Raw genomic sequence first — 26,178 nt, 5'->3', positions numbered from 1 at the left:
CGGCACGCTTCCTATGCGTCGGTAGGCTGCGAGGCGTGCAGGGGGTTGTCGAGCGTGTGGTGCCCGACGGGTTGTGGGAGTTGTTTCAGCGGGTGATGCCGGAGGCTGCTTCGCGACCGCAGGGTGGTGGCCGGCGTCGGCATGGTGACCGTGAGGTGTTGGCCGCGATCGTGTTCGTGGCCACTTCCGGGTGTACGTGGCAGCGGCTGCCTGCCGTGTTGTTGGGGCCGTCCGGGGCCACGGTCCACCGCCGGTTCGCAGAGTGGTCGAAGGCCAGGGTCTGGGCCAAGCTGCACCGCCTGGTCCTCGACGAGCTCGGCTCCCGGGGCGAGCTGGACTGGTCGCGCCGCGCGATCGACTCGGTCAGCATGCGGGCGATGGAAAGGGAACCTGACAGGTCCGCATCCTGTCGACCGGGGCAAGTACGGGTCGAAGATCCACCTGATCACCGAGCGGACAACCACCTGCGGCATTGGCCACGACCCAGCGCACCTTGCCCAGTCCGGAGCCGTGGGCGACGCCGCGTCGGGCCATCAGGGGTGTGTACGAGGACGGCGCGTCCCGGTCAGCCGGTGTCCGCGGCGCAGCGGAAGCCGATGTTGCCGGCGCTGCTGTCAGGGGTGTTGGAGCTGCGGGCGTCGACCCGGTAGCGGAAGCAGTGGCTCTCGTGGCAGAGGTAGGAGCCGCCGCGCATCACCTTGCGGTCCCCGCGCGGCGGCCCGACGGGGTCGGTCCGGGGGCCGGTCGCGTGCCACGTGGGGTGGAACCAGTCGGAGCACCACTCCCACACGTTGCCGCAGGTGTTGTACAGCCCGTACCCGTTGGGCTCGTACGCGGTGGCCGGTCCGGTGCCGAGGTGGCCGTCGGCGCCGGTGTTGTGCGCGGGGAACTCGCCCTGCCACACGTTCATGCGGTGCGTCCCTCCGGGCTCGCGCTCGTCGCCCCATGGATAGCGGGCCTGTGACAGACCGCCCCGGGCCGCGTACTCCCATTCGGCCTCGGTGGGCAGACGCTTGCCCGCCCACTTCGCGTAGGCCCGGGCGTCACGCCAGGTGGCATGGACCACCGGGTGGTCCATGCGGTCGGTGATGTCCGATCCGGGGCCTTCCGGGCGGCGCCAGTCCGCGTGCGCGATCTCCCTCCACCACGGCGTCGCCGGCACGGGGCGGCCGCCGCGTGCGTCGTCGGGCAGCAGTCCGGCGAAGACGAAGGACGTGCCGAACCGCTCCGCGAGCGTCACCCACCCGGTGGCGTCGACGAACTCGGCGAACGCCTCGTTGGTGACCGTCGTGGTGTCGATCAGGAACGGGGCGAGGCGGATCTCGCGCACCGGCCCCTCTCCGTCGGCGGCGTACCCGTCTCCGGCGTCGGTGCCCATCAGGAACTTACCGCCGGGCAGGAGCACCATGCCGGGATGTCCGGACGCCGACCGTTCCGCCGCCGGGGTCGGCCCAGGCCCGGGCTGCTGCCACTCCCGTCCGGTTTCGCGGCTCGCGGAGCAGCACGACCGCTGACGGGTCATGACAGGGTCACCGGCGCGCCGCTCGTGCGGCTGCGATGAGCCGCCTCGACGATCGCGACGATGTCGAGCACTTCCGCCGCGGGGACGTTGGGGATGCCGGTGCGGCAGGCGTCGACGATCGAGGTGAGCAGGCCGGCGAGCATGGGCGGTCCGGCCTCGATGGTGAAGTCGCGGTCTCCGTCCGGGCCGCTCACGCACCCCGTCGTGAGCGGTGACCACCGCTCCTCGCCGCCGAGGGTCGCCGTCCTTCCGTCCGCCCAGGTCAGCGTGACCCTGTCGCCGGTCGAGGCGTCGACGTGCGCGCATCCCGGCCCGAGCGCAGCGACCGCGAGGTCGACCAGGTGGACGCCGTACCAGGCCAGGAAGGGGTGGCCCGGCTGGGTGGGCAGCGGGCCGGTCAGGTCGGCACGGTCGGCACGGCCCCGGCCCGCCGCGCGACGGAACGCGGGAGTGAAGCGCTTCGGCGAGCCCGCCAGCGGCAGGCACCCGTGGGCGCCGGCCGTCGCCAGCATGGCCCGGGCGTCGTCCGACGTGAGCGCGAAGCGCGTGTCGACGTAGACCGGCTTGCCGAAGGGCGCCAGCCGGTTGAAGTACCCGGCGTGGGTGCGGGCGTCCGAGGCGACCACGAGCAGGGCGTCGCAACTCTCGGCGACCTCCTCCGGAGTGCCGTACAGCGGCACCCTCAGGTCGGACACCTCCTGGGCGAAGGCGTCGATGCGGTCGCGGCTGAGCGGGAAGTCCCCGGCCGCCACGCCCTTCCAGGCCGCGGCGACGGTGCCGCCCGGCACGGCACCGTCGACACCGTCACCGAACAGGCGGGTGAAGGACGGAGCGTGCGGGGAGTCGACGCCGATGAGCCCGAACCGCAGGGGTGGTGCCGTCACGCCGTACGTCATCCCTTCACCCCCGACGAGGTGACGCCGGCGACGATGTGCCGCTGGAGGACCATGAAGATCACGAAGCACGGGATGAAGCTCACGAAGGCGGCGGACATGATGCCGGCCGTGGACACCGTCTCGGTGTGCAGGGTGGCGAGCCCGACCGTCAGTGTGCGGGCCTCGTCGGTCTGGCCCACGACCAGCGGCCACAGCAGATCGTTCCAGTGCCAGAGGAAGACGAAGATGGCGAGCGTGGCCAGCACCGGCCGGATCAGCGGCAGCACGATCCGCGTGAAGGTCCGCCACTCCCCCGCTCCGTCGATCCGCGCCGCGTCGAACAGCTCGTCGGGCAGGTCACGGACGAACTGCCGGATCAGGAAGACCGCCTGGGCGTTGGCCAGGGTCGGCATGATCAGACCCCACAGCGTGTTCACGCCGTCCATGCGTGCGACGAGGACGAACGTGGGGATGAGGGTGGCCTGCATCGGCACCATCAGGGTGGCGATGATCGCCCACAGCACCGCGTTGCGTCCCGGGAACCGCTTGCGTACCAGTGCGTAGGCGGCCATGGAGGCGGTGAGGAGGATGACCACCACGGAGACCGCGGAGTAGACGAAGGAGTTGAACAGCCAGAGCGGGAACTCGCCGACCTCGAAGATCCGCGTGATGTTGTCGAGCGTCAGCGAGTCGGGGATCGCGTGCGGCAGCGTGGGCGCGTCCTCGGGCGAGAGAGCGAGGACCACCACGGCGATCAGCGGTGCGATGGTGAAGAGGGAGATGACGGTGAGCGCGAGGGCCGGCGGCCAGTTGCGGGGCCGGCGGGCGCCGGGACGGCCGGCGCCGAGGGCGGAGGGCGGGGTGTTCACTTGGTCTCCTTGCCTTCGACGAGGCGCCGCTGGACGAGGGACAGGACGAGCACGATGACGAAGAGGACGATGCCGATCGCCGCCGCGTAGCCGAAGTCGAGGAATTTGAAGCCCTCGTCGTAGAGGAAGTAGATGAGGCTGTGGCTGGCCCGGCCGGGGCCGCCGCCGGTCATGACGTAGATGGTGTCGAACACCTGGAAGCCGATGATCGTCTCGATCACGAGGACGAAGAACATGACGGGCTTGAGCAGCGGGAGCGTCACGTGCCGGAACGCCTGCCAGCTGCTCGCCCCGTCGAGGCGTGCCGCCTCGTGCACCTCGGCGGGCTGGGCCTTCAGCCCGGCGAGGAAGACGAGCATCGAGTAGCCGAAGCCCTTCCACACCGAGACCAGCGCGAGGCCGGCGAGGACCAGGAGCTGGTTCCCGGACAGGAACGGGACCGGGCCGAGACCGAGCCCGCCGAGCGCGGCGTTGAGCGGACCGTCCATGTCGAAGATCCAGGACCAGATGATGCCGGCCATCACGAAGGAGCTGAGGTAGGGAACGAAGAGCACGGCCCGGAACGTGCCGGTGAACCGCACCAGTTTGTTCAGGAGCAGTGCGCCGGCCAGGGAGACGACGATGATCAGCGGCACGAAGATGAGCACGTAGCTCACCGTCACGCCGAGGCTCTTCCAGAAGTGGGGGTCGGAGAACAGGCGGGTGTAGTTCTCTGCCCCCAGCCAGGTGATGTCGCCGTTGAGGCGGTAGCGAGTGAGGCTCATGGCCCCGGCGCCGGCGATGGGGAAGAACTTGAACACCGCGAAGATGACGAGTGTGGGCAGGATGAAGAGGATCCCCGCCGTGGCCTCGCGGCGCTTCAGCCGGCGGCGGGCCGCCCGGCTGCTCGGAGAGTGGCGCATGGGCTCAGGATGACGGAGCGTTCTGCTGGCCGAGGCGGTGCTCGGAGGTGTGTGCACGGACATGGCGGCCTATCAGCGGTGGGGAGACGGACAGGGGAGGCGTGCGGTCCTCGGCGGGGACGGCACACCCCACGGGCTGGTTCAGGACCGGGCGAGAGGTGCGCGCGCTTCCTCGGCGGCCTTCTCCAGCGCCTCCTTCGGCGTGCGGTCGCCGCCGAGGGCGGACTGGATGTAGGGCGCCAGCGTGGCCATCACCTGACGGGCGGCGGGCGAGGGCTCTCCGGGGTTGGCGTACTGGAGCGCCTCGTTCAGGACCTCGAAGTCGGGTCCGGTGCCCGGCGACGTGACGTCGGTACGGGTCCGGAAGGTGCCCGACGCGGCGTTGAGGGACGCCTGTGCCTCGGCGGAGCTCAGGTAGGCGAGCACGTCGTAGGCGGCCTCGCGGTTCTCGTCCTCGTTGATGGAGGTCAGGGAGAGCAGACCGGGGTTGCCGTAGGTCGCCCGCACCTTGCCCTGGAGAGGCAGGCCGAGGGCCACGTTCTCCTTGCCGAGCGCGGCGCGCATCTGCCCCAGCTCGGGCAGCGAGGTGACGGCACGCATCGCGACCTTGCCCTTTGCGATCGGAGCACCCTCGACCTTGGGGCCCTCGGTCGCGGCGTCGGCGGGCAGGCCGCCCTGCTTCTTCAGGTCCACGAGGAACTGGAGGGCGGCGACGCCCTGCTCGGAGTCGAAGGCGATGTCCTTGCCGTCCTCGCTGAAGACCGTGCCCCCGGCCTGCCAGAGCAGCGGATAGAACGAGAGGTTCAGGGTCTGCTCGCTGCTGCCCGCGTAGTCCATGACGGCGATACCCCTCTTGGCGAGCACGGGGGCCGCCTTCAGGACGTCGCCCCAGGTCCTGGGCAGTTCGAGGCCGGCGTCCGCGAAGACCTTGGTGTTGTACGCGGTGGTGTTGATGTTCTGGAAGACGGGGACGCCGTACAGCTTTCCGTCGAGGGTGGCGGCCTTCAGCGTCCGGGGCTGGAACGACTTCCGCTGGTCGGCGACGGCGTCGTCGACGGGCAGCAGCCCCCGCACCCTGTGGTAGGTCGCCGCCTGATCGGGGGTGATCAGCACGATGTCCGGACCGGACCCTGCCGCGAGGGCGGCCGAGATCTGGGCGTCCCGCTTGTCGAACGTCTGCAGCTCGATGTCCAGGTCGATGCCGGGGTGGGCCTTCTCGAAGGCGGCTTCGGTCTGGGCCCAGTACTTCTTGCTCGCCTCCTCGTCCTTGATGACCGGGTACATCCACAGGGTCACCTCTGCCTTCCCGTCCCCGTCGGAGGCGGAGCAGGCCGTGAATGCCAGTACGGCGGATGCGGCCAGGGCCGCGAAGCGCAGCGGTCGTGTCCTCATGCTGATCCTCTTTCTCGGGGTGGGGCTGCCTGTGCCGCGTCGGTCAGTGCGGCGAGGGCGGCGCTGTGGCGCGGCAGCAGGGGGTCGGGGTTCAGGACGGGGTCGTCGGTTTCGCGCATCCAGCGGAGCAGGGCCTCGGCGAGGCCGGCCCGCACGTCGGCGAGTGCCGGGTCCTCCGCACGGTTGTCGCACTCGTGCGGGTCACGGACGAGGTCGTACAGCTCCAGGGCGGGGCTGGAACCGATGGTGGGCCCTCTGAGCACGGCGGGCAGGCTGCGGCGAACCCATGACTGGGTGGGGTCCATGGCCTGCGGAGCGTTGGAGAAGTTGGCGACGAGCTTGTACGAGTCCGAGCGTGCGGAACGCTTCGGGTCGTAGTAGATGTGGTGGGTGAGCTGCCCGAAGGTGTGGGCACGGGCCGGGCGGCCCTGTTCCACCACCGGGACGAGACTGACGCCCTGGCCGTCCGGGGCCTGCGGCAGGCCGACGAGTTCGAACAGGGTGGGCAGGACGTCCACATGGCTGACCATGGCGTCCACTCGGCGTCCTCGCCAGTCGGGCCGGCCGGGTACACGCATCATGAGGGCGACTTCCAGGCCCGGGTCGTAGAGGGTGCATTTCGCCCGGGGCAGCGCGAGGCCGTGGTCGGTGGTGAACACCACGACGGTGTCGTCGCTCAGACCGAGCGCGTCGAGGTGGGCCAGGATGCTCCCGACGCCCTCGTCCATGTGGCGCACGGCGCCCTGGAGTTCGGCGATCTCCTCGCGGGCGCCCTCGTCGTCCTGGAGATACGGGGGGACGGTGAGCCCGTGGGAGTCGTCCGCGGTCACCGTGTCGCCGAGGAAGCCCATGACTCCGGGGCGGTCGTTCTTCGACGGCGTGCGGTGCGGTTCGTGGAATCCGACCTGCAGGTAGAAAGGGGTGTCCGACGCGGCCGCGCGGTCGAGCGCCTCGATGGTCCGCTCGACGACGGTGTCCCGGTCGCCACCGCTGCGGACCCGGTCGAAGCCGAGGCGTTCGGCCACGACCTCGTCCGCGAGGACGCGTGACTCGTGGTGCACGCCGACGAGTTCGGTCGCGTAGCCGACCGCGCGCAGACGGCCGGCGAGGTGGGTCGCGGGGTCGTCGAGATCCCAGCCGAAGGGGTCATGGGTGAGGCCGAGGACTCCGTTGGTCTGCGGGTACGTGCCGGTGAACAAGGAGGCCCGGGCGGGGCTGCAGTGCGGGGCGGTGGCGAACGCGGCCTCGAACAGCGCCGATTCCGCCGCGAGGGCGTCCAGGTGCGGCGAGACCACGGTGGGGACCTCGTACGCGCCGAGGAACCGGCCCAGGTCGTGGCAGTGGAGCAGCAGAATGCTGCGTGCCGTGGTCACGGTCATCCCCTCGTCACCAGGTCTGCGCGGGTCAGAGCGTGTTCCAAGGGCTCCCCGGTCAGGTGCCGGCGGATCTCCTCCACGACGATCCGCCCGGCGCGCTGCCGTGAGTCGGCGGTCGCGCCCGCGATGTGCGGCGTGAGGAGGACGTTCGGCAGACCGCGCCAGCGGTCGTCGACGGGCAGCGGCTCGCTGTCGAACACATCGAGTGCGGCGTCGATCCGGCCCGAGGCGACCGCCTCGAACAGGGCGTCCATGTCCACGATCGAGGGCCGGGAGGTGTTGACGAAGCGTGTGCCGTCACGCATCGCGGCGATCTCGGCCGCGCCGATCATGCCCTGCGTCTCCGGCGTGGCGGGGGCGTGCACGGCGACGACGTCGCTCGACGTGAGCAGGTCCCTCAGTCCGGTGGTCAGACCGGCGAGCGGATCACCGGGCGGAACGTAGGGGTCGTAGACGCGGACGTCGGCGCCGAGTGCCCGGCACATGTCGATGTAGTGCCGCCCGGTCCGCGACGCGCCGACGACTCCGATGCGGGCCCCGCCGATCTCGCGCGCCCGCTCGGGACCGGCGGCCGTCTCCCAGCTCTGGCCGGAGTGGAGCGCGTGGTCGTGACGGTGGGTACGGCGCAGCAGGGACAGGGTGAAGCCCAGGGAGAGCTCCGCGACAGCCGGAGCCATCGCCGCTCCCGCCTGGGAGACGGGCAGGCCGGTGGCCCAGAACTCGTCGCTCACGAGCCAGTGGAGTGAGGACGCGGCGTGCATGACGAAACGCAGATCGGGTGCCAGCGCGAGGCGGGCGGCGTCGAGGCGGGGGAATCCCCAGGCGGTGACGACGACGTGTACGCCGTCGAGGGCCCGGCGAAAGGCGTCCTCGGTCTGCAGGGCGGCCGGTTCGCACTCGGTGACCTCGCCGAGCACGGCGAGGGCCTGGAGCGTCGGCGGGGGAAAGAAGGCGTCCTTCTCCCGTGAGGGGACGCTCAGGAGGATCCGGATGTGTGAGCCCTGAAGGTGCGGTTCCTGGCCCACTCCGACGTGGTGAATCATGCGGTGAAGCTAGCCCTCACCCTTACTTCTGTCAATGACCGAATAAAGTACACTGGGCCCATCACCCGGGGGACACCAGGCCCCTCCGTACCGTGCGATCACCAGAAGGAGCCGCCAGCCATGAGGCCACGCGCCGGGAGCAAAGCCCTGATCCGCGAGATCAACGAAGCCCTGGTTCTCGATGTCGTCCGTGCTCATCGCCCTGTGGCCAGGGCGAAAATCGTCGCCGAGACCGGACTGAGCCCGGCGACCGTCACCGGGATCACGGCCCGCCTGCTGGGCGCCGGGCTGCTCGCGGAGACCGATGCCGTACGCAGCACCGGAGGGAGGCCCGCCCGTCTTCTCGATCTGGGCACCGACGCGGTGCTGGCCGCCGGCGTCAGGGTGTCGGACACCGATGCCTACGTGGTGCTGGTCAATCTGCGGGGTGACGTCGTCGCCTCCCATCAGGAGCCGCTGACCTCCACCCGCCCGCAGGACGTCGGTACGACCGTCGCCCGCGCGGTGGCCCTGGCCTCGGCGAGCAGGGAATCCGCGACCCTGATCGGTGTCGGCGTCGCCGTCTCCGGCGTGGTCGACCAGCAAGGTGGCGTCGTCCGGCACAGCGGATCGATGGGCTGGGAGAACGTGCCGCTCCAGCAGCAGCTGACGGCCCTGATGGGAACTCCCGTCGTACTCGACAGCTACGTCAACGCCTTGGCCTCCGGTCTGCTGCTCTTCGACGACAGACTCACGGGCCGGAACCTCATGATCTTCAGCGTGGGAGCGAGTCTGGGCGCGTCCGTGGTGGTGCGGGGACGCATTCACCGTGGCTTCAGCGGCACCGCCGGAGGGTTCGCCCACTCCCGCGTGGGCTTGGAGACGGGGCGGCCCTGCCACTGCGGTGCGGAGGACTGTCTGGAGACCCGGGCCAGCTACTGGGGCATCCAGCGAGAGTACGAAAGGCGCGGCACGAAGCCGGGAAGCCTCGTCGGACGCGACGACGACGTCGTGGCGTCCGCCGCCGACAGCCTTGGTACCGCTGTGGCCAACGCCGCCAAGATGTTCGGCCCGGAACGGATCGTGGTCGCCTTCACGCCCGAGATGAACGTCCCGGCGCTCACCTCCCGGACGGAGCAGGTGTTCCGACGGCAGTACGCGCACGGCACCACCCCTCCCCCCGCCCTGGAGATCGCCGTGACCGGCCCCTCCAGCCACGCCGCCGGCGCCGCCTACACCGTCCTGGCGCAGATGTTCACCGCCGACAGCACCTCCGCCGCGGACGTCACCAGCGCCCCCGGCACCGTCACGGCGGGATGAGCGCCGGCCGACCCGGGCGCCCCGTGGGCGACTGGGCACAGACCGTCCGCCTCTCGTTCACGCCCAGACGGATCCGCGACGAGGGAGAAACACCTGACTACCGCTTCTCGCTCGCCAACGAGCGGACGTTCCTCGCCTGGATACGGACAGCGCTCGCGCTCATCGGCGGCGGCTTCGCCATCGACCAGTTCCTGCCGGACCTCGACGGCACGGTGCGGGCGGCCCTGGCGCTCGCCACCATCGCCACCGGCGCGCTGTGCGCCGTGCGCGCGGTACACCACTGGGTCCGCTGCGAACAGGCGATACGTCGTGGCGAGGACCTGCCCGCCACCGCCTTTCCCGCACTGCTCGCCGGCTTGGTGACCGTCGTCTCCGTCGCCATGGTGGCCGTCGTGGCCCAAGGCAGCGCATGACCGCACCGAGCAGCCGTGATCCCGGTCTCCAACCCGAACGCACACGACTCGCCTGGCGCCGGACAGCCCTCACCGGGACGGCCACCATTCTTCTGGCGAGCCGTCACACCGTCACCTCCCCGGCGATGGTCACCGTGGGCATGATCACCGCGGTGTTCACCTTCTGGGCCGTCGCACACCGCCGGATCACGGCACTGCGACGTGCCGAGGCACCTCCGGTGATGCGAACGGGCACCGCGGCCGCCGCCCTTGTCACGACGCTCACGCTGGCCGGGATCGCCGTCGTCCACGTCCTATGAACCTGTGGCGGCCGTCAGACGGCTGTCGGGCGGCTGTCACCGAGGCGAGCAGATCTCTGCCGAGGAGCCCCGCGCCCAGACACCCGGCGGCGTCCCCGAGAGCAGCCGGGACGATCGCGGGCAGCTTCTGGAACGTGACGCGTTCCGACGCCTTGATCGCCGGGGGTGCCTTCGTCGTCCGGGACGGCCCGATCCCGGCCGATCGGCTCGGACACGACGCACTGTGCCCACACCGGGGTGCGGTGCACATGGGAGGCGTACCAACGACCAGTTCGGCTCAGCTCGGGGACCGCCGAGTCTGCGAAGCGGAACGTCACCGCCTTGCCGAGCGACAGCGACCCGAGCACGGTGGCGGGCGGGTTGACGACGGCTCCGGAGAGTCAGCGGCGCGAGGTGAGGATGCTGAGGACGTTGGCGCCGACGACGGCTCCGATGGCGGCCCCTTCGGTCCAGCCGAGGGCCTGTCCGAGGCCGATCCAGCCGACCAGGGCCGCGAGCACGGGGTTGACGCTCATGAACAGGCCGAAGGCGGCGGTCGGCACGTGGCGCAGCGTGAACAGGTCCACCAGGTACGGCACGGCCGAGGCGAGGACGCCGGCGACGACGGCGTACCCGAGGGATGCGGCTGTCGGCGGGTGGCGCAGCACGACGTAGAGCCCGACCGGCAGAAACATCAGGGCGGACAGCAGCGCGGCTGCCGCACTGCCCTGCGCGCCGGGGACGCGGCTGCCGACCGTGCGGTTGAGCAGGATGTACGCCGCCCAGCAGACGGCCCCGAGCAGACCGAAGCCCATCCCGACGTAGTCGGTGGAGGGCTGCGGGCGCATCAGGGTGACGACCCCGGCCGCCGCTATGACGGCGCAGAGCACGTCGACCCGGCGGCGGGTGGCGGCCAGGGCGATGGCGAGCGGGCCGAGGAACTCAAGGGTCACGGCGAGCCCGAGGCCGACGCGGTCGATGGCGGTGTAGAGGGAGAGGTTCATCGTGCCGAACACGACCGCGAGCAGGATGACGGGCCGCCACTGCCGCCAGGTGAAGCTCCGCAGCGCGGGCCGGCCGACGGCCAGCAGCACGGCGGCGGCGACGTACTGGCGGACCGCTACGACCCCGACGGGTCCGAGGACGGGAAAGGCGAGGGAGCCGGTCGCGGCGCCGATCTGGTTGGACAGGCCGCTGCCGAGCATGGCGGCCACACCGGCCGGGGAGGTGCGGTGCGTCTGCTCGGTGCGCGTCGCCGGGGCAGGTCCGGCGGGGGCTGTTTGCATGGGCCGATGGTGGCGCCGCACCGTCCTTGCACAAAATGCATGTGCACATCAGATCTATACGCTGGAGTCATGGATGTGGAACTTCGACAGCTGCGCTGTCTCGTCGCGATCGTCGACGAAGGCACCTTCACCGACGCCGCGCTGGCGCTCGGCGTCTCGCAGGCTGCCGTCTCCCGGACCCTGGCCTCACTCGAACGAACGCTCGGCGTACGGCTGCTGCGGCGCACCTCCCGGTCGGTGACCCCGACAGGCACCGGGGTGCGCGTGGTGACGCACGCGCGGCGGGTGCTCGCGGCGGCGGACGAGCTGGTCCGGGACACGACGGCGGGGCAGCACGTCCTGCGGATCGGTTACGCCTGGTCCGCCCTCGGCCGCCACACCCCGGGCTTCCAGCGCCGGTGGGCGGCGGCGCATCCGGGGACCGAGCTGCACATGGTCCGAGTCAACTCCGCGACCGCCGGGCTGGCCGAGGGCTCATGCGACCTGGCCGTGCTGCGGCGACCGTTGGAGGACCGCCGCTTCGACTCGGCGATCGTGGGGCTCGAACGGCGACTGTGCGCGATGGCCGCCGACGACCCGCTGGCCAGGCGCCGGTCGCTGCGCCTGGCGGACCTGAGCGGCCACACGCTGCTGATCGACCGCCGCACCGGTACCACGACACCGGAGCTGTGGCCGCCTGAGTCCCGCCCCGCGACGGAAGAGACGCACGACGTGGACGACTGGCTCACCGCGATCTCCACCGGCCGCCGCATGGGCATGAGCGCGGAGGCCACCGCCAGCCAGTACCGCAGGCCCGGCGTGGTGTACCGCCCCGTACGCGACGCCGAGCCGGTCGCGGTGCGGCTGGCCTGGTGGCGGGACGACCCGCACCCGGCGGCCCCAACCGTGATCGAACTGCTCACCGACCTCTACCGCAAGGCGTGAAAGGACCCCGGACACCTTCGGCCGGCCGGGACGTCATCGACGATGACCGGATGCGCTCGGCCCACGCCCCGAGGTCGTGCAGGCTCCTTGTGCTTCTTCTTCCGCTCGGGGGATGCCTGCCGGGCCGCTGAATGCCGCGCGGTGGAGTGGCTGCGAGCGTGCCCGAGTTTTCACGGGGCCGCGATCTGGTCTCCCGTAGTCATCATCCATCCAACGGAACTCCGAAGACGTCGGTGCCTCCTATCTGGTCGTCGACACCGGTGTGTGGATCTTCGACAAGCATGTGCTGCTGCCCGCTGGGACGATCGGGCGGATCGACACCGCGGAGGAGAAGGTCTACGTCAGCCGGACGAAGGACCAGATCAAGGACGCCCCGGAGTACGACGCGGCCAAGCACGGCGGCGAGCCCGGCTTCCTGGAGCAGTTCGCCCGGTACTACGGACAGCCTCACATGTAGCGGCGAGCGGATCGTGCGGGACAGCGGAAACCTCGCCGCCGAGCCCCGGAACGAGTGGCGGCTGCCGCAGCGGTGAGTGGTCCCGTCCCGGCCCGGTTGTGCTTGGCCCGGCCGGGAAGGAGAGGCCGTGGGTGCCGTGGTGGGTCAGTGGCCGAGCGCGTTCTTCAGCTGCTGCCTGGTCATCGTCGAGCGGCCTTCGAGCCGCGCTTCTTCGCTTCCTCGTACAGCTCGTCCTTCGTGCGTTCGGAGGAGCCGCCCGACTTCGGTCCGCCGCGCTGGGAGGCGGACTTCCCCTGGGTCGAGGTGCGGATGGAGGTCTTCGTCTCGCCGGACCGGGCCCGTTCCACGCTGACGGTCCGGGAGGCCATTCGGCATGCGCACTGCGCCATGGGGGAGGAATCGCGACCGAGGAGACAGCAGCCTAGGGCGGGCGGTTAGCCGCTCAACATGAGTCCCAGCAATCACACTCCGCTGCGTGCGCTCGCGCTTGTCTGCACCCCGTCCCCTTCGCCGGCTCGGTCGAGCTCGCAGCTGCTGGCCGAGCAGACCATGGCCGCGCTCGCCGAGCACGGCGTGACGGGCAAGGTCATCCGGGTCGTCGACCACCACGTGAAACCCGGCGTGGAGATCGACATGGGCGAAGGGGACGACTGGCCGGAGATCCGTGCCGCCGTCCTGGGCTGCGACATCCTCGTCCTTTCCACGCCCATCTGGCTCGGCCACCCCTCCAGCATCGCCCAGCGCGTCCTGGAGCGCCTCGATGCCGAACTCGGCGAGAGCGAAGACCAGGGCCGCATGCTCACCTACGGCAAAGCCGCCGCGGTGTGCGTGGTCGGCAACGAGGACGGCGCGCACAAGGTCAGCGCCGAGCTGTTCCAGGGCCGCAACGACGTCGGCTTCACCCTCGCCCCGAACGCGGTCACCTAGTGGGTCGGCGAAGCCATGCAGGGCACCGACTACCAGGACCTCGACGAGACACCCGAGAAGACCGCGGCCACCACCGGGACTCCGGCCGCGAACACGGCTCATCTCGCCCGTCTGCTCAAGAGCTCACCGTACCCGGCGGGCTGATTCTCGTCTCCGTTCAGCACTCCCGACAGGGAATGCCGTGTCGGGGATTCAGGTGTCGGTGGGCGTCGGTGTGTGGTCCGGATGGTGGTGGGTGCGGCGTTCTGTCTTGAGACGCGCCTCCCACAGGTGGTCGCGTCCGTCGGCCAGTTCGTCGACGATGTCGCGCTCCATCGCGGCGAACGGTCTGTAGTAGGTGTCGTTGTACGCCTCGATGATTTGGAAGGTCCAGTGGCCGGGGATGACGTTGCGGCCCACCAACTCGCGCTCCACCCGCGCCGCCTGCTCCTCGTGCCCGGCCTCCCGCAGCTGCCGGACCGCGTCACCGAGTTCGAAGTCGGCCGTTCCGGTCAGCTGATGGAAGCCGTAGAGGTGGCCCCGGGCCCGCTCCGTGGTCTCCAGCGCCTTCGAGAGCGCGCCCAGCGCGCGCACGGTCTTCTCGTCGACCCCCTCCGGCGGCTGATGCTCCGGGTCCCTACGCAGTTCGTCGTCCATGGAGATCTCCTTGCCCGGAAATGGTGGTGCCGAGCGGGAGGTTCAGCCGAGCGACCCAACGTGGCGTCTGCCGCGCGTACGGCGCGGGTCATGCCGGCCACCGCCATTCGGTGATCTCGGCGGGGTCCACTCCGGTGCGGCGAAGCTCGCGCCGGAGTTCGTCCCGGTGGCGCGCGTACTGCTCGGCGATTTGCCGGGTCCGGCCTCCAGGCCGCTCCAGATGGCGCAGGAGGCTGAGGGCGAGGTCGTGCCGGGTGGTCCCGTTGAGCGCGAGGAGGTCGTACGGGGTGGTGGTCGTGCCTTCCTCGACGTAGCCGCGGACGTGGAAGCGGCCGGGGTGGGGGCGGCCGTGCAGAAGCTGGTGCACGGCCGAGGGGTAGCCGTGGAAGTCGAGGACGACGGGCGTGTCGTCGCCGAACAGGTCGTGGAACCGTTCGGGGGACATCCCGTGGGGGTGGCGGTCCGGCGGGGCGAGGGCGCACAGGTCGACGATGTTGACGAAGCGGATCCGGGCGTCGGGGAGGTCGCGGCGCAGCAGGTCGGCGGCGGCGAGCGATTCGACGGTGGGAATGCCGCCGGCGCAGGCGAGGACGGCCTCGGCGGGTCCGTCGTCGGCGGTCCCGGCCCATGCCCAGGCGGAGGCGCCCGCCCGGCAGTGCGAGCGGGCGGCGTCGAGGTCGAGCCATTGGGCGGCGTCGTGCTTGCCGGCGACGACGGCGTTGATCTTCCCGGTCTCGTCGAGGAGCTGTTCCATCGTGACCAGCAGGGTGTTGGCGTCGGGCGGCAGGTAGACGCCGGTGACGGCGGAGTTGCGGTCGAGCAGGTTGCTGATGAAGCCGGGGCCCTGGTGGCTGTAGCCGTTGTGCTCCTGGCGCCACCCCTCGCTGGTGAGGAGGTAGGTGAGGCTGCTGACCGGGGCGCGCCAGGGAACCTCCCGGGACATCTTCAGCCACTTCGCGTACTGGTTGGCCATGCTGTCGACGATCGAGGCGAAGGCTTCGTAGGTGGGGAAGAGTCCATGGCGGCCGGAGAGCAGGTACCCCTGGAGCCAGCCCTGGCAGTTGTGCTCGGAGAGCGTCTCCATGACCCGGCCGTCCCGGGCCAGGTCCTCGGCGTACTCCTCGACCGGCCAGACGTACGCGCGTCCGCCGGCCCGAAGGATCGCGTCGAGCTTGTTGGAGGCGAGTTCGTCCGGGGAGACGATGCGGAAGTCGCGGCTCCCGGCGGTCGCCTCCATCAGTCCGGTCAGCCAGTCGCCCAGGACGCGGGTGGGGCTCGCCGTGGTCGAACCCGGGCCGTCCGCGAGGGCGACGGCGTGGGGCTTCAGGGGCGGGAGCGGGAGAGGACGGCGCAGTCGTCCTCCGTTCGCGGCGGGCTGGGCACCGATGAGAGCGTCCGGTGCCGGCAGGCCGGCGAGGACCTCGGGTACCGGCCGTCCCCCCTCGTCGAACAGTTCCCCGGGGCGGTACGACCGGAGCCAGGACTCCAGTGCCTTCAACTGCGCGGGGTCCTCGCGTGCTCCGGGGAGGGGGACCTGGTGGGAGTGGAAGGTGCCCTCGATGGCGGTGCCGCCGACCTCGGCCGGCGCCCCGGCGCCCTTGAGGCTCCGGAGCACGATCATCGGCCAGGCGGGCCGCATGGGAACGTCGCCGGCGCGGGCCCGGCGCTGGAGCTCCCGGATGGTGTCGTGGGCGTCCAGCACGGCCGTCGTCAGGGCGGCTCCGGGTGCGGGACCGGTCTCGTCCACGATGCGCGGGTCCCAGCCGTAGCCCCGGAAGAGAGCGGTGAGCTCCGTGTCGGTCATCGTCGCGAAGAGCGTCGGTGAGGAGATCTTGTAGCCGTTCAGGTGCAGCACGGGGAGGACCGCTCCGCAGGTCACGGGGTCGAGGAACTTGGTGGAGTGCCAGGCTCCCGCCGTGGGGCCGGTCTCCGCCTCGCCGTCACCCACCACGCATGCCACGACCCGGTCGGGGGCGTCCAGCGCGGCCCCCACGGCCGTCGCGAGGGCGTAGCCGAGTTCTCCGCCCTCGTGCAGGGTGCCGGGTACGGACGGAGAGAGGTGGCTGGGGAAGCCGTCCGGGGCGCAGTAGCGGCGCGCCAGCTCCCTCAGGCCCTCCCCCGTTCTGGCCAGCCCCGGGTCCTGGCGCTCGTGCGTGCCCTCCAGCCAGAGGTTGGCGTGGATGGCGGGTGCGCCGTGGCCCGGCCCGGTGACCAGGAGGACATCGGTGCCTCGCTCGCGGATCAGGGTGTTCAGGGCCGAGTAGACCATCGTGATGCCGGGGCAGGATCCCCAGTGGCCCAGAAGTCTCGGTTTGACGTGCTCGGGCCGCAAGCTTTGGGCCAGCAGCACGTTGTCCTGGAGGAAGATCAAGGCGGCCGCGATGTAGTCGGCGGCGCGTTCGTACGGGCTGCGCTCGTCGGGCTGGGTCGGAGCGGACAAGGTCATGGGACCTCCGAGGGACGGGGCTTCGTCAGGGCGCCTGCCCGGAGTGGCTGGGTTCAATCGGCCGGGGCTGGGGGGCGGTCCCACTCGGTACGGGGGGCGGTCCCACTCGGTACGGCGGTCGGTCCCACTCGGTACGGGGGGCGGTCCCACTCGGTACGGCGGTCGGTCCCACTCGGTACGGGGCGAGGACATCGATGAGGCTCTCCTCGCCGGGACCCGCAGTGGACCCGCCCGCCGTCGCCGCGCTCGTAGAACGCTGCCGGGGACCAGCCGCAGGCCGGTCTCCACGGTCGGCGCGGCGGTCCTGTCGGTGAGCGAGGACCGGGCAACCGGTGGGCGATCGGGATGGGGGCTCGCGAGTGCCTGGTCGGTTCATGCCCGACGCCGTCCGTCGAGGCGGTGCGGCGAGGGGTGGGCGGTTCACCCGGGCCAGGTGCCGGTCAGGCGGCGGGTGGCGGTCGCTCCTGCCCGGTCGACGGCAGCCTTGACCAGGGCGAAGATCGCACCCTGCAAGGCTGCGGCGAGCAGGACCTCCCGCCAGGTGCGGTCCTCGTCCGTGGCGTCCGGGGCGTCGTCGTCGGGGCTGATCAGTCTCCACGCCTGCTTGAAGGCCAGGCTCGCGGCCAGGCCGCTGACGGTGCCGAGGGCGAGCCCGACGGGCTTGTAGGCGACCTTGGATGCCTTCATGTCCGCCTCCGGTTGCGGCGCAGGACGAGGAAGACGGCCGTCAGCGCGGCGACGGCCAGCAGCGGGGTGCGGCCGGCCCGTGCGAGGGTGCCGGCGGATGCCGCCTTCCGGCGCACGGGGCGGGGCGTGTTCTCCGCGACCAGGTGCCCGACGTGGGCCGCGCCGTCACGGACCTGCGCCGCGGCGTGCGTCACGTGGTCCAGCACCGGGTCCGGGGTCCTGGCCTTGATCAGCTCGGCGGCCTGGGATGCCTTGCCCTGAATCCGGCCGGTCAGCAGCGCGGCCTGCTCGACGGCCTGCTCCTTGGCATCGGCCGCCTTCGCCTTGGTCTGCGCCTTGATGTCGGCCTTGCCTGCCAGTGCCTCCACGGTCCGGCCGAGTTGGTCGCGGGTGTGCTCGATCTGCTCGCGCAGCTGTTCCGGAGTTGTTCCGGGCTTGTCGTCCTGGGGCTGGCGGCTCATCGGTGTGCCTTCTCCTTGATCTCGGCCACGTCGGCCTTGACGCTGTCGATGGTCTGCTCCGGGGCCGGACCACCGGCCCGGGCGAACTGCTGCTTGCCGGCCATGGCCAGCACCGCGGCGAAGGCCGCGAGAGCGGCGCCGATGATCAGGGCCGACGCCCACAGCGGAAGGAACAGGGCCAGAGCCGCGATCGCGGCGGCGACAAGGGCTTGGGCAGCCAGGACCCCGACGAGCCCGGCGCCGCCGAACAGGCCGCCGCCGGTCCCGTACCGCTTGCCCTTCTGGGCCATCTCCGCGCGGGCCAGCCGCATCTCCACCCGGACCAACTCCGAGATCTGCCGCGACGCCCTCGACACGAGATCGGCCACCGGCTCTTCGCCGCCATGACCGGGGCGATTTCCCACGGTGCTCATCTCGCTGCTCACCTTCCTCCGCTCGCCAAGACCTCTCCGGTCCGCGCATACCCTGCCGCCCGCCGGTCACCCGCCTCAGTTCGTCGTGGCCTCGCCGATGCCGTTCCCGGACGCGGATCCGCAGGCGAGACCGGGTCCGTGGTGCCCGCCGGCCCGCCCGCGGCTCTGGGTGAGGGGCGCGGGAATGAGGATCGCGGGAGAGGGCAGCCGAGGTACGAGCCCGTGGGAATCCAGCAAGGAGAAGGCGATGAACAGCACCCCGGAGCCAGAGCTCCCCGACCCCGTTCCGACGGCGCCGGACGCCGTCACCCCTGACCTGCCCCCGCCCGACCCGGAAGCCCCTGACATCAGGGTCGCCGAAGGCGGGCACTCCCCGTCCGGGAAGACGGGAGGGGCGGACGCGTCCGACGAGGGCCACACCGACGACGACGCGGACGGGAACGCCGACGCGCGGGGTGAAGGCGCCCCGACCGCCGGGCCGGGGACCCCGGCACCCCAGGAGGAGACCGACTAGACGGCCGGGAGCATGCACCGAAGGGGTTCTCCCCAAGCTCTTGAGGCGTTCGGGATCGCGATCGAGGGCGAAGCGGCGACCCCTCACCGCGCCGGGACGGGAACCCGGGCAGGACGGTCACGTGAGGTCACCGGGACGTGCCCGGAGGATCCGCGCCGCCCACCCCGCGCCCGCACATGTATGAAGGCGTCTGTTCCTGTGGTCCGGCGGAATCGCTCGGACAGGGCTCCGCGTCGGGGGCACCGGTCGCGTCGCCCGGCGGCGGACCCGCGGGGGCTTCGGCTACCCGGTGCCGGTCAGGGAGAGGCGTACCGTGACGCGTTTGCCCGCCGGTTCCTCGGTGCATTCGAAGCTGTCGGCGACACTCGCGACGATCTCCAGCCCGTGCCCGCCGATGCGCCCTGCGTCGGCGGGGCGGGCGGCAGGCAGAACGGTGCTGGAGTCCCGGACGACGATCTCCACCTGCTCACCGACGATCCGCAGCTCGATCACGAGGGGACCCGGGGCGTACTTGAGGGCGTTGGTGACCAGCTCACTGAGCACCAACTGCGCCAGCTCGACCGCTGCCGGCGCCACGCGTCGAACGCGGGCGTCGTGCACCTCGGCGAGGAACGCGGCGGCGAGACGACGTGCTCGGGCGATCGAGGCACCGCTGCCGTCGAGCGACGTCGACATGCTGGACAGGGGTGCCGTGAACGCCTCTCGCGTCGACGTACCTGGTTCGTGCATGACCGCCTCTGCACCCGCTTGCCACCGAAGGGCGCCTACCCCCCGGCCGATGTCTGATGCCCGGCCCTCCGTGTGAGGCACGGCACACCGGGCCACCTCTGATCGAGAGCGCCGGGCGGGCTGGGCATCACCCGGCGAGTGTGCCAGGCTTCCCCCATGGCTGCGGCAGAGAACCGGAACTTTCCAAGCCCTACGCCCGGACAGCTGGTCGTCACCACCGCCTCAGCGCCCGGCGGCGTCCGCATCGTCCGCCTGGCCGGCGAGATCGACCACGTCACCGGCGGCACACTCCGGGACGCGCTGCGCGTCCCGGGCCGGCGACCGAGGATCGTCGCCGACCTCAGCCAGGTCAGCTTCATGGACTCCAGCGGAATCAACGTCCTCATCACCGCGCACCAGGAACTGACCGAGGCCGACGGTTGGCTGCGTCTGGCCTCACCCTCCTCCGCCGTACACCGCACCATCACCATCGTCGGTCTGGAGGCCGTCATCGGCTGCCATCCCGCCGTCACCGACGCCTTGGCCGCCTGACCGGCCGACGTGGGACGGGGCGCTTCGAAGCGACGGCGCCGTCAGCGGGCGGTCAGGTGCCGACGGCGCCCCTGACGGGCAGCGGCCGCGCCCGGCTGAGGGAGAGACCGAGCCGGCCGCTCACTGGGACGCGTCGGCCCCGGTCAGCAGGCCGATCAACCCCGGCATGCCCGTCTCGTCCAGTGCCCGGCGCTGGCGCTCGGCGGGTGTGCCGCGGTGCAGGAGCCGGTGGACGAGCCCGCTCACTCCGCGGAGGTCGCCCGCGTCCCCCAGCGCGGGAGTGACGTGGCGCAGAAGGGCGTACAGCACGTCGCCGCTGCGATGCGGGCGCCCCAGGGGATCCAGCAGGGTGCCGGCGAGACCGTGTCGGGCGGCGTGCCAGTTCGCGGCCTGTGCCAGCTCCGGTGGGACCTCGGGCAGGGGCATGCCTGCCTTCTCCTCCGCGATGGCCGTGGCCACCAGTCCCCGGACGATCCCGGCGAACATGACGGCGTCGTCGGCACACAGCTGGACGTCGAGGCAGCGCACCTCGACCGTGGGGTAGCGGTCGGACAGTCGAGCCTGCCAGTAGACCTGCCCCCGGTCGGCGATCACCCCCGACTCCACCAACTGCTCCAGCCGCCCCTCGTAGTCGCAGACCCCGTCGAAAGGAGGCGGCGGGCCACTGACCGGCCAGCGGCCGAAGATGATGGTGCGCCAACTCGCGAATCCGGTGTCCCGACGGTCCCACAGGGGCGAGTTGGCGGACATCGCCAGAAGGGTGGGGAGCCAGCCCCGGATCCTGTTCAGCACCGCCACGCCCGTCTCCGGATCGGGAATCCCCACGTGCACGTGCATCCCGCAGATCAACTGCTCGTCGACCAGACGCCGAGCCGCTCTCTCCATCCTCAGGTAGCGCGGCGCGGGGGTCACGGGTACGGGCAGGCCGCCGCGCAGCGGTGCCGCGCCCGTCGCGGCCACCCGCACGCCGCTCGTCTCGGCGGCGGCTGCGACGGCGTGACGCAGCCGCAACGGTGATCACGGGCCGCGTCTGCCCGAACATCTCATGATCACCCGCTCCGGGACTCCCTCGCACGGATGCCGGACAGCTGAAGCCCACCGCAGGTCGTGCTCTCCTCCGCCGGCCTCTACTCCAGGGGGTGGCGCAGGACGCTGGCTCCCCGGTCCCACGCCTCGCGGAGGTGAGCGGCGAGGCGGTCCTCCAGCAGGACGGTCGCGGCGCAGCCGAAGGCGATGTCGGCCTCCAGCGTGGGCTCGTCGGCCAGGAGTCCGCCGACGACGCCGTGGCGCACCACCTGTTCGTGGACGGCGTCGGCCTCCACGTGTTCGGCGTAGAAGCGTTCGGCCGCGGGTCCCGCCCCGCACCGCCGCATGGCTGTGGCCAGGCGTCTGGACCCGGGCGACGAGGTGATCTCGACACAGGCGAAGTGGCCGACGAGGGCGCCGCGCAGGGCGCGATGGAGCCCGAGGAGCGACATGAGGTTCACGGTCGCCAGGAGCGGTGCGGGCGCGTGGTCCAGGTACCGGCCGTAGGCGCGGTCGAGGCCGAGGTCGTCCATGAGGTCCGCGAAGAGCCGCGCGTGGACGCGGTCGGCGCGGCCGGCGCCGAATTCGTCGTACTCGATGGCGACCATGGACGCCTTGGCCTGTCCGGCGAGCCGGGGGATCACCCACGCGTGCGGGTCGGCCTCCTTCAGATGGTAGAGGGAACGCAGAGCCGCGTACTCGCGCAGCTGCCACAGCTCACCGGCCGTCGCGAGGTGGTGGCTGAGGCTGCCGCTGAGGTCCACGGGCTCGACGAGAAGGGGTGCGAAGGCTTCCGCGACCGTCCGTGGAGCGTCGGGGAGTTCGGCGCGTAGGACGTCGAGGAAGCGCGCTTCCATCGCCTGACGCAGCCGCAGGAGGTCGGGGTCCCACTCGCGGGCGTCGTCCACTCCCTCGAAGCCCCGGTAGTGGAGTTCGTACAGGAGATAGAGGGTGAGCTGAAGGTCCTCGCCCCACGGGTCGGCGCGCGGTACGGCCGCGGCCGGGTGTCGCGGCGCGTCTCCTGACCGCAGGGCCCGCGTCACGGCGCGGGACAGTTCGCCCCGCTCCTCCACGAGCCGGGGTGCCGCGGCGGCGGTCGCCGGGCTCGGGCTCGGGCTCGGGCTCGGGCTCGGGCTCGGGCTCGGGCTCGGGCTCGGGCTCGGCGGGGGCATTATCGCTTCCTTTCCTCGGTCGGGCGGCCGTTTCGCTCGCGGCGGCGATGACTGGTGTCGCACCAGGGGTACGTGCGGCTGCGCCGACACGTACAGATGGCGACGGAGAAGCGATCGGACCGGGCTACCGTGCCGTCGTCGAGCACGATCTCGACGGGGCCCTCCACGATGACGGGCCCCTGAGGATCCACGAACACCCGGCGCGCGGGTGTCCGGTCCGGCGTGTCGTCAGAGGTTGCGGGCACGGATGACCACCAGTTCCTCCCGCTGCTCGTCCGCGCCGGCCAGGCCTCGCCGTTCCAGCCAGGCCCGTCGCGAACGCAGGACCGGCCCCCACGGAACGGACGCACGTGCCGCGACCGTGGCGGACAGGCCTCCTCCTGTCAGGTGGTTCACGGTCGTCTCCGCACCGCACATGCCGGAGTGCACCATCACCAGGACTCCGCCGGGGCGCAGCAGAGCGCCTGCGGCCTCGCAGATCCGGTCGATCACCAGGCGGCCGTCGGCACCCGCGTCCCAGGCCCGCTCCGCGCCCCTCGGCAGCCGGGCCCCCGGGGCCGGTACGTACGGTGGGTTGGTCACGATCAGGTCGAAGCGCCGTCCGTGCGTCCGCTCGGCGAAGTCACCGTGCAGAACGCGCAGCGGCAGGCGGTGGAACAGCGCGTTCATCCGTGCCGTCACCACGGCGGGCCAGGAGACGTCGACCGCCGTGACCGTGGCGGCGCCCCTGCGCGCGGCGTGGAGGGCGAGTGCTCCGGTACCGGTGCCGATCTCCAGGACGTCCGTGAGGGGCCCGACCTCCTCCCGGGCCAGCGCCGCGGCGAGCAGATGCGTGTCCTCCTGGGGCCGGTAGACTCTCGGGAGGGCGAACAGGCCCCCGGGGAGCGCGCCCGGGGGCAGAACCGTGCTGGACATCGGCTACCTCATCTCCGGAGGGAACCCGGCGCTCGCAGCAGCCGGTTCCGTGGTCACGGGCATGGGGCCCATAGGGGTTTCAGCGGACATGGGGGCGGGAGTCAGGGGGAGAAGAGGACCTTGACGGCCCCGTCCTGCTTCTTCTGGAACATGGCGTACGCGTCCGGGGCCTGTTCGAGGGGCAGGCGGTGGGTGGCGAAGTCGTCGACGCCCAGCGGGTCCCCGTCGGTGAGCAGGGGGAGGATGTCGTCGACCCAGCGCAGCACGTTGGCCTGCCCCATGCGCAGCGTCAGCTGCTTGTCGAACATGGTCAGCAGGGGCAGCGGATCCGCCGCGCCGCCGTATACCCCGGAGACCGACACGGTGCCACCGCGGCGGACGAGGTCGATGGCGGTCCGGAGGGCCGCGAGCCGGTCGACTCCGGCGCGCTTCATCAGGGCCCCGGCCAGCGCGTCCGGCAGGAGGTTGGTCAGGCCGTGGGCGGCCTCGGGGACGCGACTGCCGTGCGCCTCCATGCCCACGGCGTCGACGACGGCGTCCGGGCCGCGCCCCTCGGTGAGGGAGCGGACGGCGTCGGCGAGGCCGTCGCCGCACTCCTTCAGGTCCAGGGCGTGGGCACCGCGTCGACGTGCCCTTTCGAGTCGCTCGGGGACGAGGTCGATGCCGATGACCGTGGCGGCTCCGCGATGGGCGGCGATGCGGCAGCTCATGTCGCCGATGGGTCCGAGTCCGAGGACCGCGACGCTGCCTCCCGGCGGCACGTCCGCGTACGCGACCGCCTGCCAGGCCGTGGGCAGGACGTCGGAGAGGTAGACGAAGCGGTCGTCGGGCGGCCCGTCCGGTACCGGGATCGGCAGCGAGTTGCCGAAGGGCACGCGCAGGTACTGGGCCTGGCCGCCGGGGACCTGGCCGTAGAGCTTCGTGTACCCGAAGAGCGAGGCGCCGGTGCCGTGCTGCCGTACCTGCGTCGTCTCGCACTGGGAGTGCAGCCCTCGGCCGCACATGAAGCACGACCCGCAGGAGATGTTGAACGGAACCACCACCCGGTCCCCCGGCTTCAGAGCGGTGACCGCCGGTCCCGCCTCCTCGACGACTCCCATGGGCTCGTGCCCCAGGATGTCCCCGGCGTCGAGGAACGGGCCGAGGACTTCGTAGAGGTGCAGGTCGGAGCCGCACAGACCGGTCGTGGTGATCCTGACGATCACATCGTCGTCCTCGCGGATCACCGGATCGGGCACGGTGTCCACCCGTACGTCCCTCCTGCCCTGCCAGGTGAGTGCCCTCATGACGCCTCCTCCTCGACTGATCCATAGCGCGCGTGCCCTCAGGACCGATCGCGGAAACGGACATCCGGGATGATTCGGGATGTCTCTCGTGGAGTTGCGGGTCTCGGTGCGCGTGGCCCGGTCCACCCTCCGGTTGCCGGTGCCACTCACGTGGGTGAGCTTGGAGAGGAGGTCCGCGCAGTGTGTCGGACCGCCCCTCGACGATCGTCCTTGTCCTCAGGAGGAGACATGGCGCATTCCGAGCAGGACCCGAAGCGGCAGGAAGGTCCCGAGGACGGCGGCGCCGGCGGCATGCCCGACGTCCACGACGGCGGAGCGGACGGAGGCGCCGACGGCGGTGCGGACAGCGGCGCCGAGGGCCCGGCGGACGGCGGTGCGGCCGGCACTCCCGGCGTACACGACGGCGGAGCCGACGGAGGCGCCGACGGTGGTGCGGACGGCGGCGCCGATGACGGCGCGGACGCGGGTGCCGACGGAGGCGCGGACAGTGGGGCCGACGGAGGCGCAGATGGTGGTGCCGATGGCGGTGCGGACGGTGGCGCGGACAGTGGAGGCGATGGTGGTGCCGGAGAAGCCGGCGGCGGCGTTTGAGCACCGTCCCCAGGACGCTTCGGGACACGGCCCCGGATGCCGGGAGTCGTGTCCTGGAGGCACGGCTGATCGGCCTCGGCCGTGAGGAGTTCGCCGCGGAGGTCTGGGGGCGCCTGCCGCTGCTCACCCGCGGAAGCGGTGACTTCTCCGACCTCTTCTCGGCATCCGCCGTCGACGAGCTGGTCTCCCGGCGCGGACTGCGCACGCCGTTCGTCCGCGTCGCCAAGGACGGCGTCACCGCCCCCGAGTCCTCGTACACCTCGCCGGGAGGAGTGGGCGCGTCGGTCGCGGACCAGCTGGACGACACCGCGTTGTGGCGGAGCTTCGCCGACGGCAGCACCCTGGTCCTGCAGGCGCTCCACCGCACCTGGGAACCGGTCACGGACTTCACGGCGAGGCTCGGCACGGAACTCGGCCATCCCGTGCAGGCGAACGCCTACGTCACCCCGCCGCAGAGCCGCGGCTTCGACGACCACTACGACGTCCACGACGTCTTCGTCCTCCAGGTCGCCGGCACCAAGCGCTGGATCGTCCACGAGCCGGTGCACCCGGCGCCCCTGCGCGACCAGCCCTGGACGGCCCGCCGCGCCGCGGTCGCCGAGGCCGCGCGGTCCGAGGCGTACCTCGACACGGTGCTCGGACCCGGTGACGTCCTCTATCTGCCGCGCGGATGGCTGCACGCCGCCGAAGCACTGGGGGCGGTGACGATCCATCTGACACTCGGCGTCCACACCTGGACGCGGCACGCGCTGGCACGACAACTCGCCGAAGCCGCCCTCGCCTTGCTGCGGGAGGACGTGGAGATGCGCGGGTCCCTCCCGCTGGGCGCGGACGGTCCGGGCGCCGACATCGACCTCGTGCGCCGGCGTCTCGTCGCCGCGCTCGCCGAGGCCGACCCGACTCCCCGCTTCCACCGCGCCCGGCGCGACCAGGCGCGCCCCGCACCCCTGGGGCCCTTGGCGCAGCTCGGGGCTCTCGACGGCCTCGCTCCCGACTCGCCGGTGCGGCTGCGGGAGGCGTTGGAAGCCAGGCTGGGTGGCCATCGCCTCACCACCCGCGTCGGGTGGCTCGACCTCTCGGAGGCAGAACTCCCCTCGGCGCTCCAGATCCTCGACGGCGGCACTCACCTGGCCGGCGAGCTGGGTCTTCCACTGGCCGAACGGCTGCTCCGCGCGGGTGTGCTCGTCCCGGCCGAGTCCTGAGACGGC

General features: G+C 71.6%; 28 protein-coding genes and 4 pseudogenes. 10 read left to right on the top strand and 22 right to left on the bottom strand.

The window, feature by feature from the left end; translation table 11 throughout:
- Positions 1 to 35: 35 nt before the first annotated feature.
- Positions 36 to 451, top strand: a pseudogene (locus ACFYT9_RS18185) (transposase); the annotation flags it as partial.
- Positions 452 to 565: 114 nt separating this feature from the next.
- Here the strand turns inward: ACFYT9_RS18185 and ACFYT9_RS18180 are convergent.
- From ACFYT9_RS18180 to ACFYT9_RS18150, 7 genes are all read right to left on the bottom strand, one after another.
- The gene (locus ACFYT9_RS18180) at positions 566 to 1,408 is read right to left on the bottom strand and encodes a formylglycine-generating enzyme family protein (RefSeq protein WP_389164893.1); all 843 of its coding nucleotides are present in this window, start codon (positions 1,406 to 1,408) and stop codon (positions 566 to 568) included.
- Between the two features lie 110 nt (positions 1,409 to 1,518).
- Positions 1,519 to 2,406 carry a Gfo/Idh/MocA family protein gene (locus tag ACFYT9_RS18175; protein ID WP_389164890.1) on the bottom strand — a complete coding sequence of 296 codons (888 nt, stop codon included), beginning with the start codon at positions 2,404 to 2,406 and terminating at the stop codon, positions 1,519 to 1,521.
- Between the two features lie 8 nt (positions 2,407 to 2,414).
- Positions 2,415 to 3,266, bottom strand: a complete 852-nt coding sequence (locus tag ACFYT9_RS18170; protein WP_389164887.1) for a carbohydrate ABC transporter permease — start codon at positions 3,264 to 3,266, stop codon at positions 2,415 to 2,417.
- Positions 3,263 to 4,168 (bottom strand): carbohydrate ABC transporter permease, encoded by a 906-nt coding sequence (locus ACFYT9_RS18165; protein WP_389164884.1) that lies wholly within the window; start codon positions 4,166 to 4,168, stop codon positions 3,263 to 3,265. Before ACFYT9_RS18165 ends, ACFYT9_RS18170 begins: the two co-directional genes overlap by 4 nt.
- 141 nt (positions 4,169 to 4,309) lie before the next feature.
- Positions 4,310 to 5,560 (bottom strand): ABC transporter substrate-binding protein, encoded by a 1,251-nt coding sequence (locus ACFYT9_RS18160; protein WP_389164881.1) that lies wholly within the window; start codon positions 5,558 to 5,560, stop codon positions 4,310 to 4,312.
- Positions 5,557 to 6,933, bottom strand: coding sequence for a sulfatase (locus ACFYT9_RS18155; RefSeq protein ID WP_389164879.1), 1,377 nt, complete (start codon positions 6,931 to 6,933; stop codon positions 5,557 to 5,559). The genes ACFYT9_RS18160 and ACFYT9_RS18155 overlap by 4 nt, the downstream gene beginning before the upstream one ends.
- Positions 6,934 to 6,935: 2 nt before the next feature.
- Entirely contained in the window at positions 6,936 to 7,979 is a 1,044-nt protein-coding gene (locus ACFYT9_RS18150; protein ID WP_389164876.1) for a hydroxyacid dehydrogenase, read from the bottom strand.
- 120 nt (positions 7,980 to 8,099) lie between these two features.
- Between ACFYT9_RS18150 and ACFYT9_RS18145 the strand changes: the two genes are divergently transcribed.
- The 3 genes from ACFYT9_RS18145 to ACFYT9_RS18135 are packed head-to-tail and all read left to right on the top strand — an operon-like array spanning position 8,100 to position 9,990.
- Positions 8,100 to 9,278, top strand: a complete 1,179-nt coding sequence (locus tag ACFYT9_RS18145; protein WP_389164873.1) for an ROK family protein — start codon at positions 8,100 to 8,102, stop codon at positions 9,276 to 9,278.
- Positions 9,275 to 9,691 (top strand): YidH family protein, encoded by a 417-nt coding sequence (locus ACFYT9_RS18140; protein ID WP_389164870.1) that lies wholly within the window; start codon positions 9,275 to 9,277, stop codon positions 9,689 to 9,691. The genes ACFYT9_RS18145 and ACFYT9_RS18140 overlap by 4 nt, the downstream gene beginning before the upstream one ends.
- Complete coding sequence (locus ACFYT9_RS18135; protein ID WP_389164868.1) at positions 9,688 to 9,990, top strand: DUF202 domain-containing protein; 303 nt, start codon at positions 9,688 to 9,690, stop codon at positions 9,988 to 9,990. Before ACFYT9_RS18140 ends, ACFYT9_RS18135 begins: the two co-directional genes overlap by 4 nt.
- Here ACFYT9_RS18135 and ACFYT9_RS18130 read toward each other — a convergent pair.
- Together ACFYT9_RS18130 and ACFYT9_RS18125 are read right to left on the bottom strand one after the other, a co-directional pair.
- A pseudogene (locus tag ACFYT9_RS18130) lies at positions 9,953 to 10,138 on the bottom strand (hypothetical protein); the annotation flags it as partial. The gene ACFYT9_RS18135 and the pseudogene ACFYT9_RS18130 overlap by 38 nt on opposite strands.
- Before the next feature lie 232 nt (positions 10,139 to 10,370).
- Positions 10,371 to 11,255 (bottom strand): DMT family transporter, encoded by an 885-nt coding sequence (locus ACFYT9_RS18125; RefSeq protein ID WP_389164865.1) that lies wholly within the window; start codon positions 11,253 to 11,255, stop codon positions 10,371 to 10,373.
- A 69-nt stretch (positions 11,256 to 11,324) separates the two neighbouring features.
- Between ACFYT9_RS18125 and ACFYT9_RS18120 the strand changes: the two genes are divergently transcribed.
- Positions 11,325 to 12,179 (top strand): LysR family transcriptional regulator, encoded by an 855-nt coding sequence (locus tag ACFYT9_RS18120; RefSeq protein ID WP_389164862.1) that lies wholly within the window; start codon positions 11,325 to 11,327, stop codon positions 12,177 to 12,179.
- 208 nt (positions 12,180 to 12,387) lie between these two features.
- Positions 12,388 to 12,636, top strand: a pseudogene (locus tag ACFYT9_RS18115) (PRC-barrel domain containing protein); the annotation flags it as partial.
- A gap of 179 nt (positions 12,637 to 12,815) precedes the next feature.
- On the opposite strand, the gene ACFYT9_RS18110 reads toward ACFYT9_RS18115, so the two are convergent.
- The gene (locus ACFYT9_RS18110; protein ID WP_389164859.1) at positions 12,816 to 13,004 is read right to left on the bottom strand and encodes a hypothetical protein; all 189 of its coding nucleotides are present in this window, start codon (positions 13,002 to 13,004) and stop codon (positions 12,816 to 12,818) included.
- Positions 13,005 to 13,083: 79 nt separating this feature from the next.
- On the opposite strand from ACFYT9_RS18110, the pseudogene ACFYT9_RS18105 reads away from it, so the two are divergent.
- Positions 13,084 to 13,707: pseudogene (locus ACFYT9_RS18105) on the top strand (flavodoxin family protein).
- Positions 13,708 to 13,755: 48 nt separating this feature from the next.
- Here ACFYT9_RS18105 and ACFYT9_RS18100 read toward each other — a convergent pair.
- The 5 genes from ACFYT9_RS18100 to ACFYT9_RS18080 form a co-directional block, all read right to left on the bottom strand.
- Positions 13,756 to 14,199 carry a hypothetical protein gene (locus ACFYT9_RS18100; RefSeq protein WP_389164857.1) on the bottom strand — a complete coding sequence of 148 codons (444 nt, stop codon included), beginning with the start codon at positions 14,197 to 14,199 and terminating at the stop codon, positions 13,756 to 13,758.
- Positions 14,200 to 14,287: 88 nt separating this feature from the next.
- The gene (locus ACFYT9_RS18095; RefSeq protein WP_389164853.1) at positions 14,288 to 16,645 is read right to left on the bottom strand and encodes a phosphoketolase family protein; all 2,358 of its coding nucleotides are present in this window, start codon (positions 16,643 to 16,645) and stop codon (positions 14,288 to 14,290) included.
- Positions 16,646 to 17,065: 420 nt separating this feature from the next.
- Complete coding sequence (locus tag ACFYT9_RS18090) at positions 17,066 to 17,332, bottom strand: DUF4235 domain-containing protein (protein WP_389164850.1); 267 nt, start codon at positions 17,330 to 17,332, stop codon at positions 17,066 to 17,068.
- Positions 17,329 to 17,793: a DUF3618 domain-containing protein gene (locus ACFYT9_RS18085; protein WP_389164848.1), complete on the bottom strand. Its 465-nt coding sequence runs from the start codon at positions 17,791 to 17,793 to the stop codon at positions 17,329 to 17,331. Before ACFYT9_RS18085 ends, ACFYT9_RS18090 begins: the two co-directional genes overlap by 4 nt.
- The gene (locus ACFYT9_RS18080; protein WP_389164845.1) at positions 17,790 to 18,206 is read right to left on the bottom strand and encodes a phage holin family protein; all 417 of its coding nucleotides are present in this window, start codon (positions 18,204 to 18,206) and stop codon (positions 17,790 to 17,792) included. Before ACFYT9_RS18080 ends, ACFYT9_RS18085 begins: the two co-directional genes overlap by 4 nt.
- A 247-nt stretch (positions 18,207 to 18,453) precedes the next feature.
- On the opposite strand from ACFYT9_RS18080, the gene ACFYT9_RS18075 reads away from it, so the two are divergent.
- Positions 18,454 to 18,720, top strand: coding sequence for a hypothetical protein (locus tag ACFYT9_RS18075; RefSeq protein WP_389164843.1), 267 nt, complete (start codon positions 18,454 to 18,456; stop codon positions 18,718 to 18,720).
- A 282-nt stretch (positions 18,721 to 19,002) separates the two neighbouring features.
- On the opposite strand, the gene ACFYT9_RS18070 is transcribed toward ACFYT9_RS18075, so the two are convergent.
- Entirely contained in the window at positions 19,003 to 19,395 is a 393-nt protein-coding gene (locus ACFYT9_RS18070; protein ID WP_389164841.1) for an ATP-binding protein, read from the bottom strand.
- A 210-nt stretch (positions 19,396 to 19,605) separates the two neighbouring features.
- Between ACFYT9_RS18070 and ACFYT9_RS18065 the strand changes: the two genes are divergently transcribed.
- On the top strand, positions 19,606 to 19,980 hold the full coding sequence (locus tag ACFYT9_RS18065) for an STAS domain-containing protein (RefSeq protein WP_376599933.1): 375 nt from the start codon (positions 19,606 to 19,608) through the stop codon (positions 19,978 to 19,980).
- A gap of 120 nt (positions 19,981 to 20,100) precedes the next feature.
- Here ACFYT9_RS18065 and ACFYT9_RS18060 read toward each other — a convergent pair whose 3' ends face one another.
- The 6 genes from ACFYT9_RS18060 to ACFYT9_RS18035 form a co-directional block, all read right to left on the bottom strand.
- Positions 20,101 to 20,991, bottom strand: a complete 891-nt coding sequence (locus ACFYT9_RS18060; protein WP_389164838.1) for a glutamate--cysteine ligase — start codon at positions 20,989 to 20,991, stop codon at positions 20,101 to 20,103.
- A gap of 116 nt (positions 20,992 to 21,107) precedes the next feature.
- A complete protein-coding gene (locus ACFYT9_RS18055; RefSeq protein WP_389164835.1) occupies positions 21,108 to 22,049 on the bottom strand; it encodes an iron-containing redox enzyme family protein in 942 nt (313 codons plus the stop codon).
- A gap of 128 nt (positions 22,050 to 22,177) precedes the next feature.
- Positions 22,178 to 22,375 (bottom strand): CDGSH iron-sulfur domain-containing protein, encoded by a 198-nt coding sequence (locus tag ACFYT9_RS18050; RefSeq protein WP_389165312.1) that lies wholly within the window; start codon positions 22,373 to 22,375, stop codon positions 22,178 to 22,180.
- A gap of 31 nt (positions 22,376 to 22,406) precedes the next feature.
- Complete coding sequence (locus ACFYT9_RS18045; RefSeq protein WP_389164833.1) at positions 22,407 to 23,093, bottom strand: HemK2/MTQ2 family protein methyltransferase; 687 nt, start codon at positions 23,091 to 23,093, stop codon at positions 22,407 to 22,409.
- Positions 23,094 to 23,194: 101 nt separating this feature from the next.
- Positions 23,195 to 24,379, bottom strand: coding sequence for a zinc-dependent alcohol dehydrogenase (locus tag ACFYT9_RS18040; RefSeq protein ID WP_389164830.1), 1,185 nt, complete (start codon positions 24,377 to 24,379; stop codon positions 23,195 to 23,197).
- A 216-nt stretch (positions 24,380 to 24,595) separates the two neighbouring features.
- Positions 24,596 to 25,033 carry a hypothetical protein gene (locus ACFYT9_RS18035; protein ID WP_389164828.1) on the bottom strand — a complete coding sequence of 146 codons (438 nt, stop codon included), beginning with the start codon at positions 25,031 to 25,033 and terminating at the stop codon, positions 24,596 to 24,598.
- Between ACFYT9_RS18035 and ACFYT9_RS18030 the strand changes: the two genes are divergently transcribed.
- Positions 24,967 to 26,172: a cupin domain-containing protein gene (locus ACFYT9_RS18030; RefSeq protein WP_389164826.1), complete on the top strand. Its 1,206-nt coding sequence runs from the start codon at positions 24,967 to 24,969 to the stop codon at positions 26,170 to 26,172. The two genes, ACFYT9_RS18035 and ACFYT9_RS18030, sit on opposite strands and share 67 nt — an antisense overlap.
- Positions 26,173 to 26,178: the final 6 nt, after the last annotated feature.

The organism is Streptomyces sp. NPDC004435 (genome assembly GCF_042873895.1).
Lineage (GTDB): Bacteria > Actinomycetota > Actinomycetes > Streptomycetales > Streptomycetaceae > Streptomyces.
The sequence above is the reverse complement of the archived record's forward strand: the minus strand, read 5'-3'. Positions and strand labels throughout refer to the sequence as shown.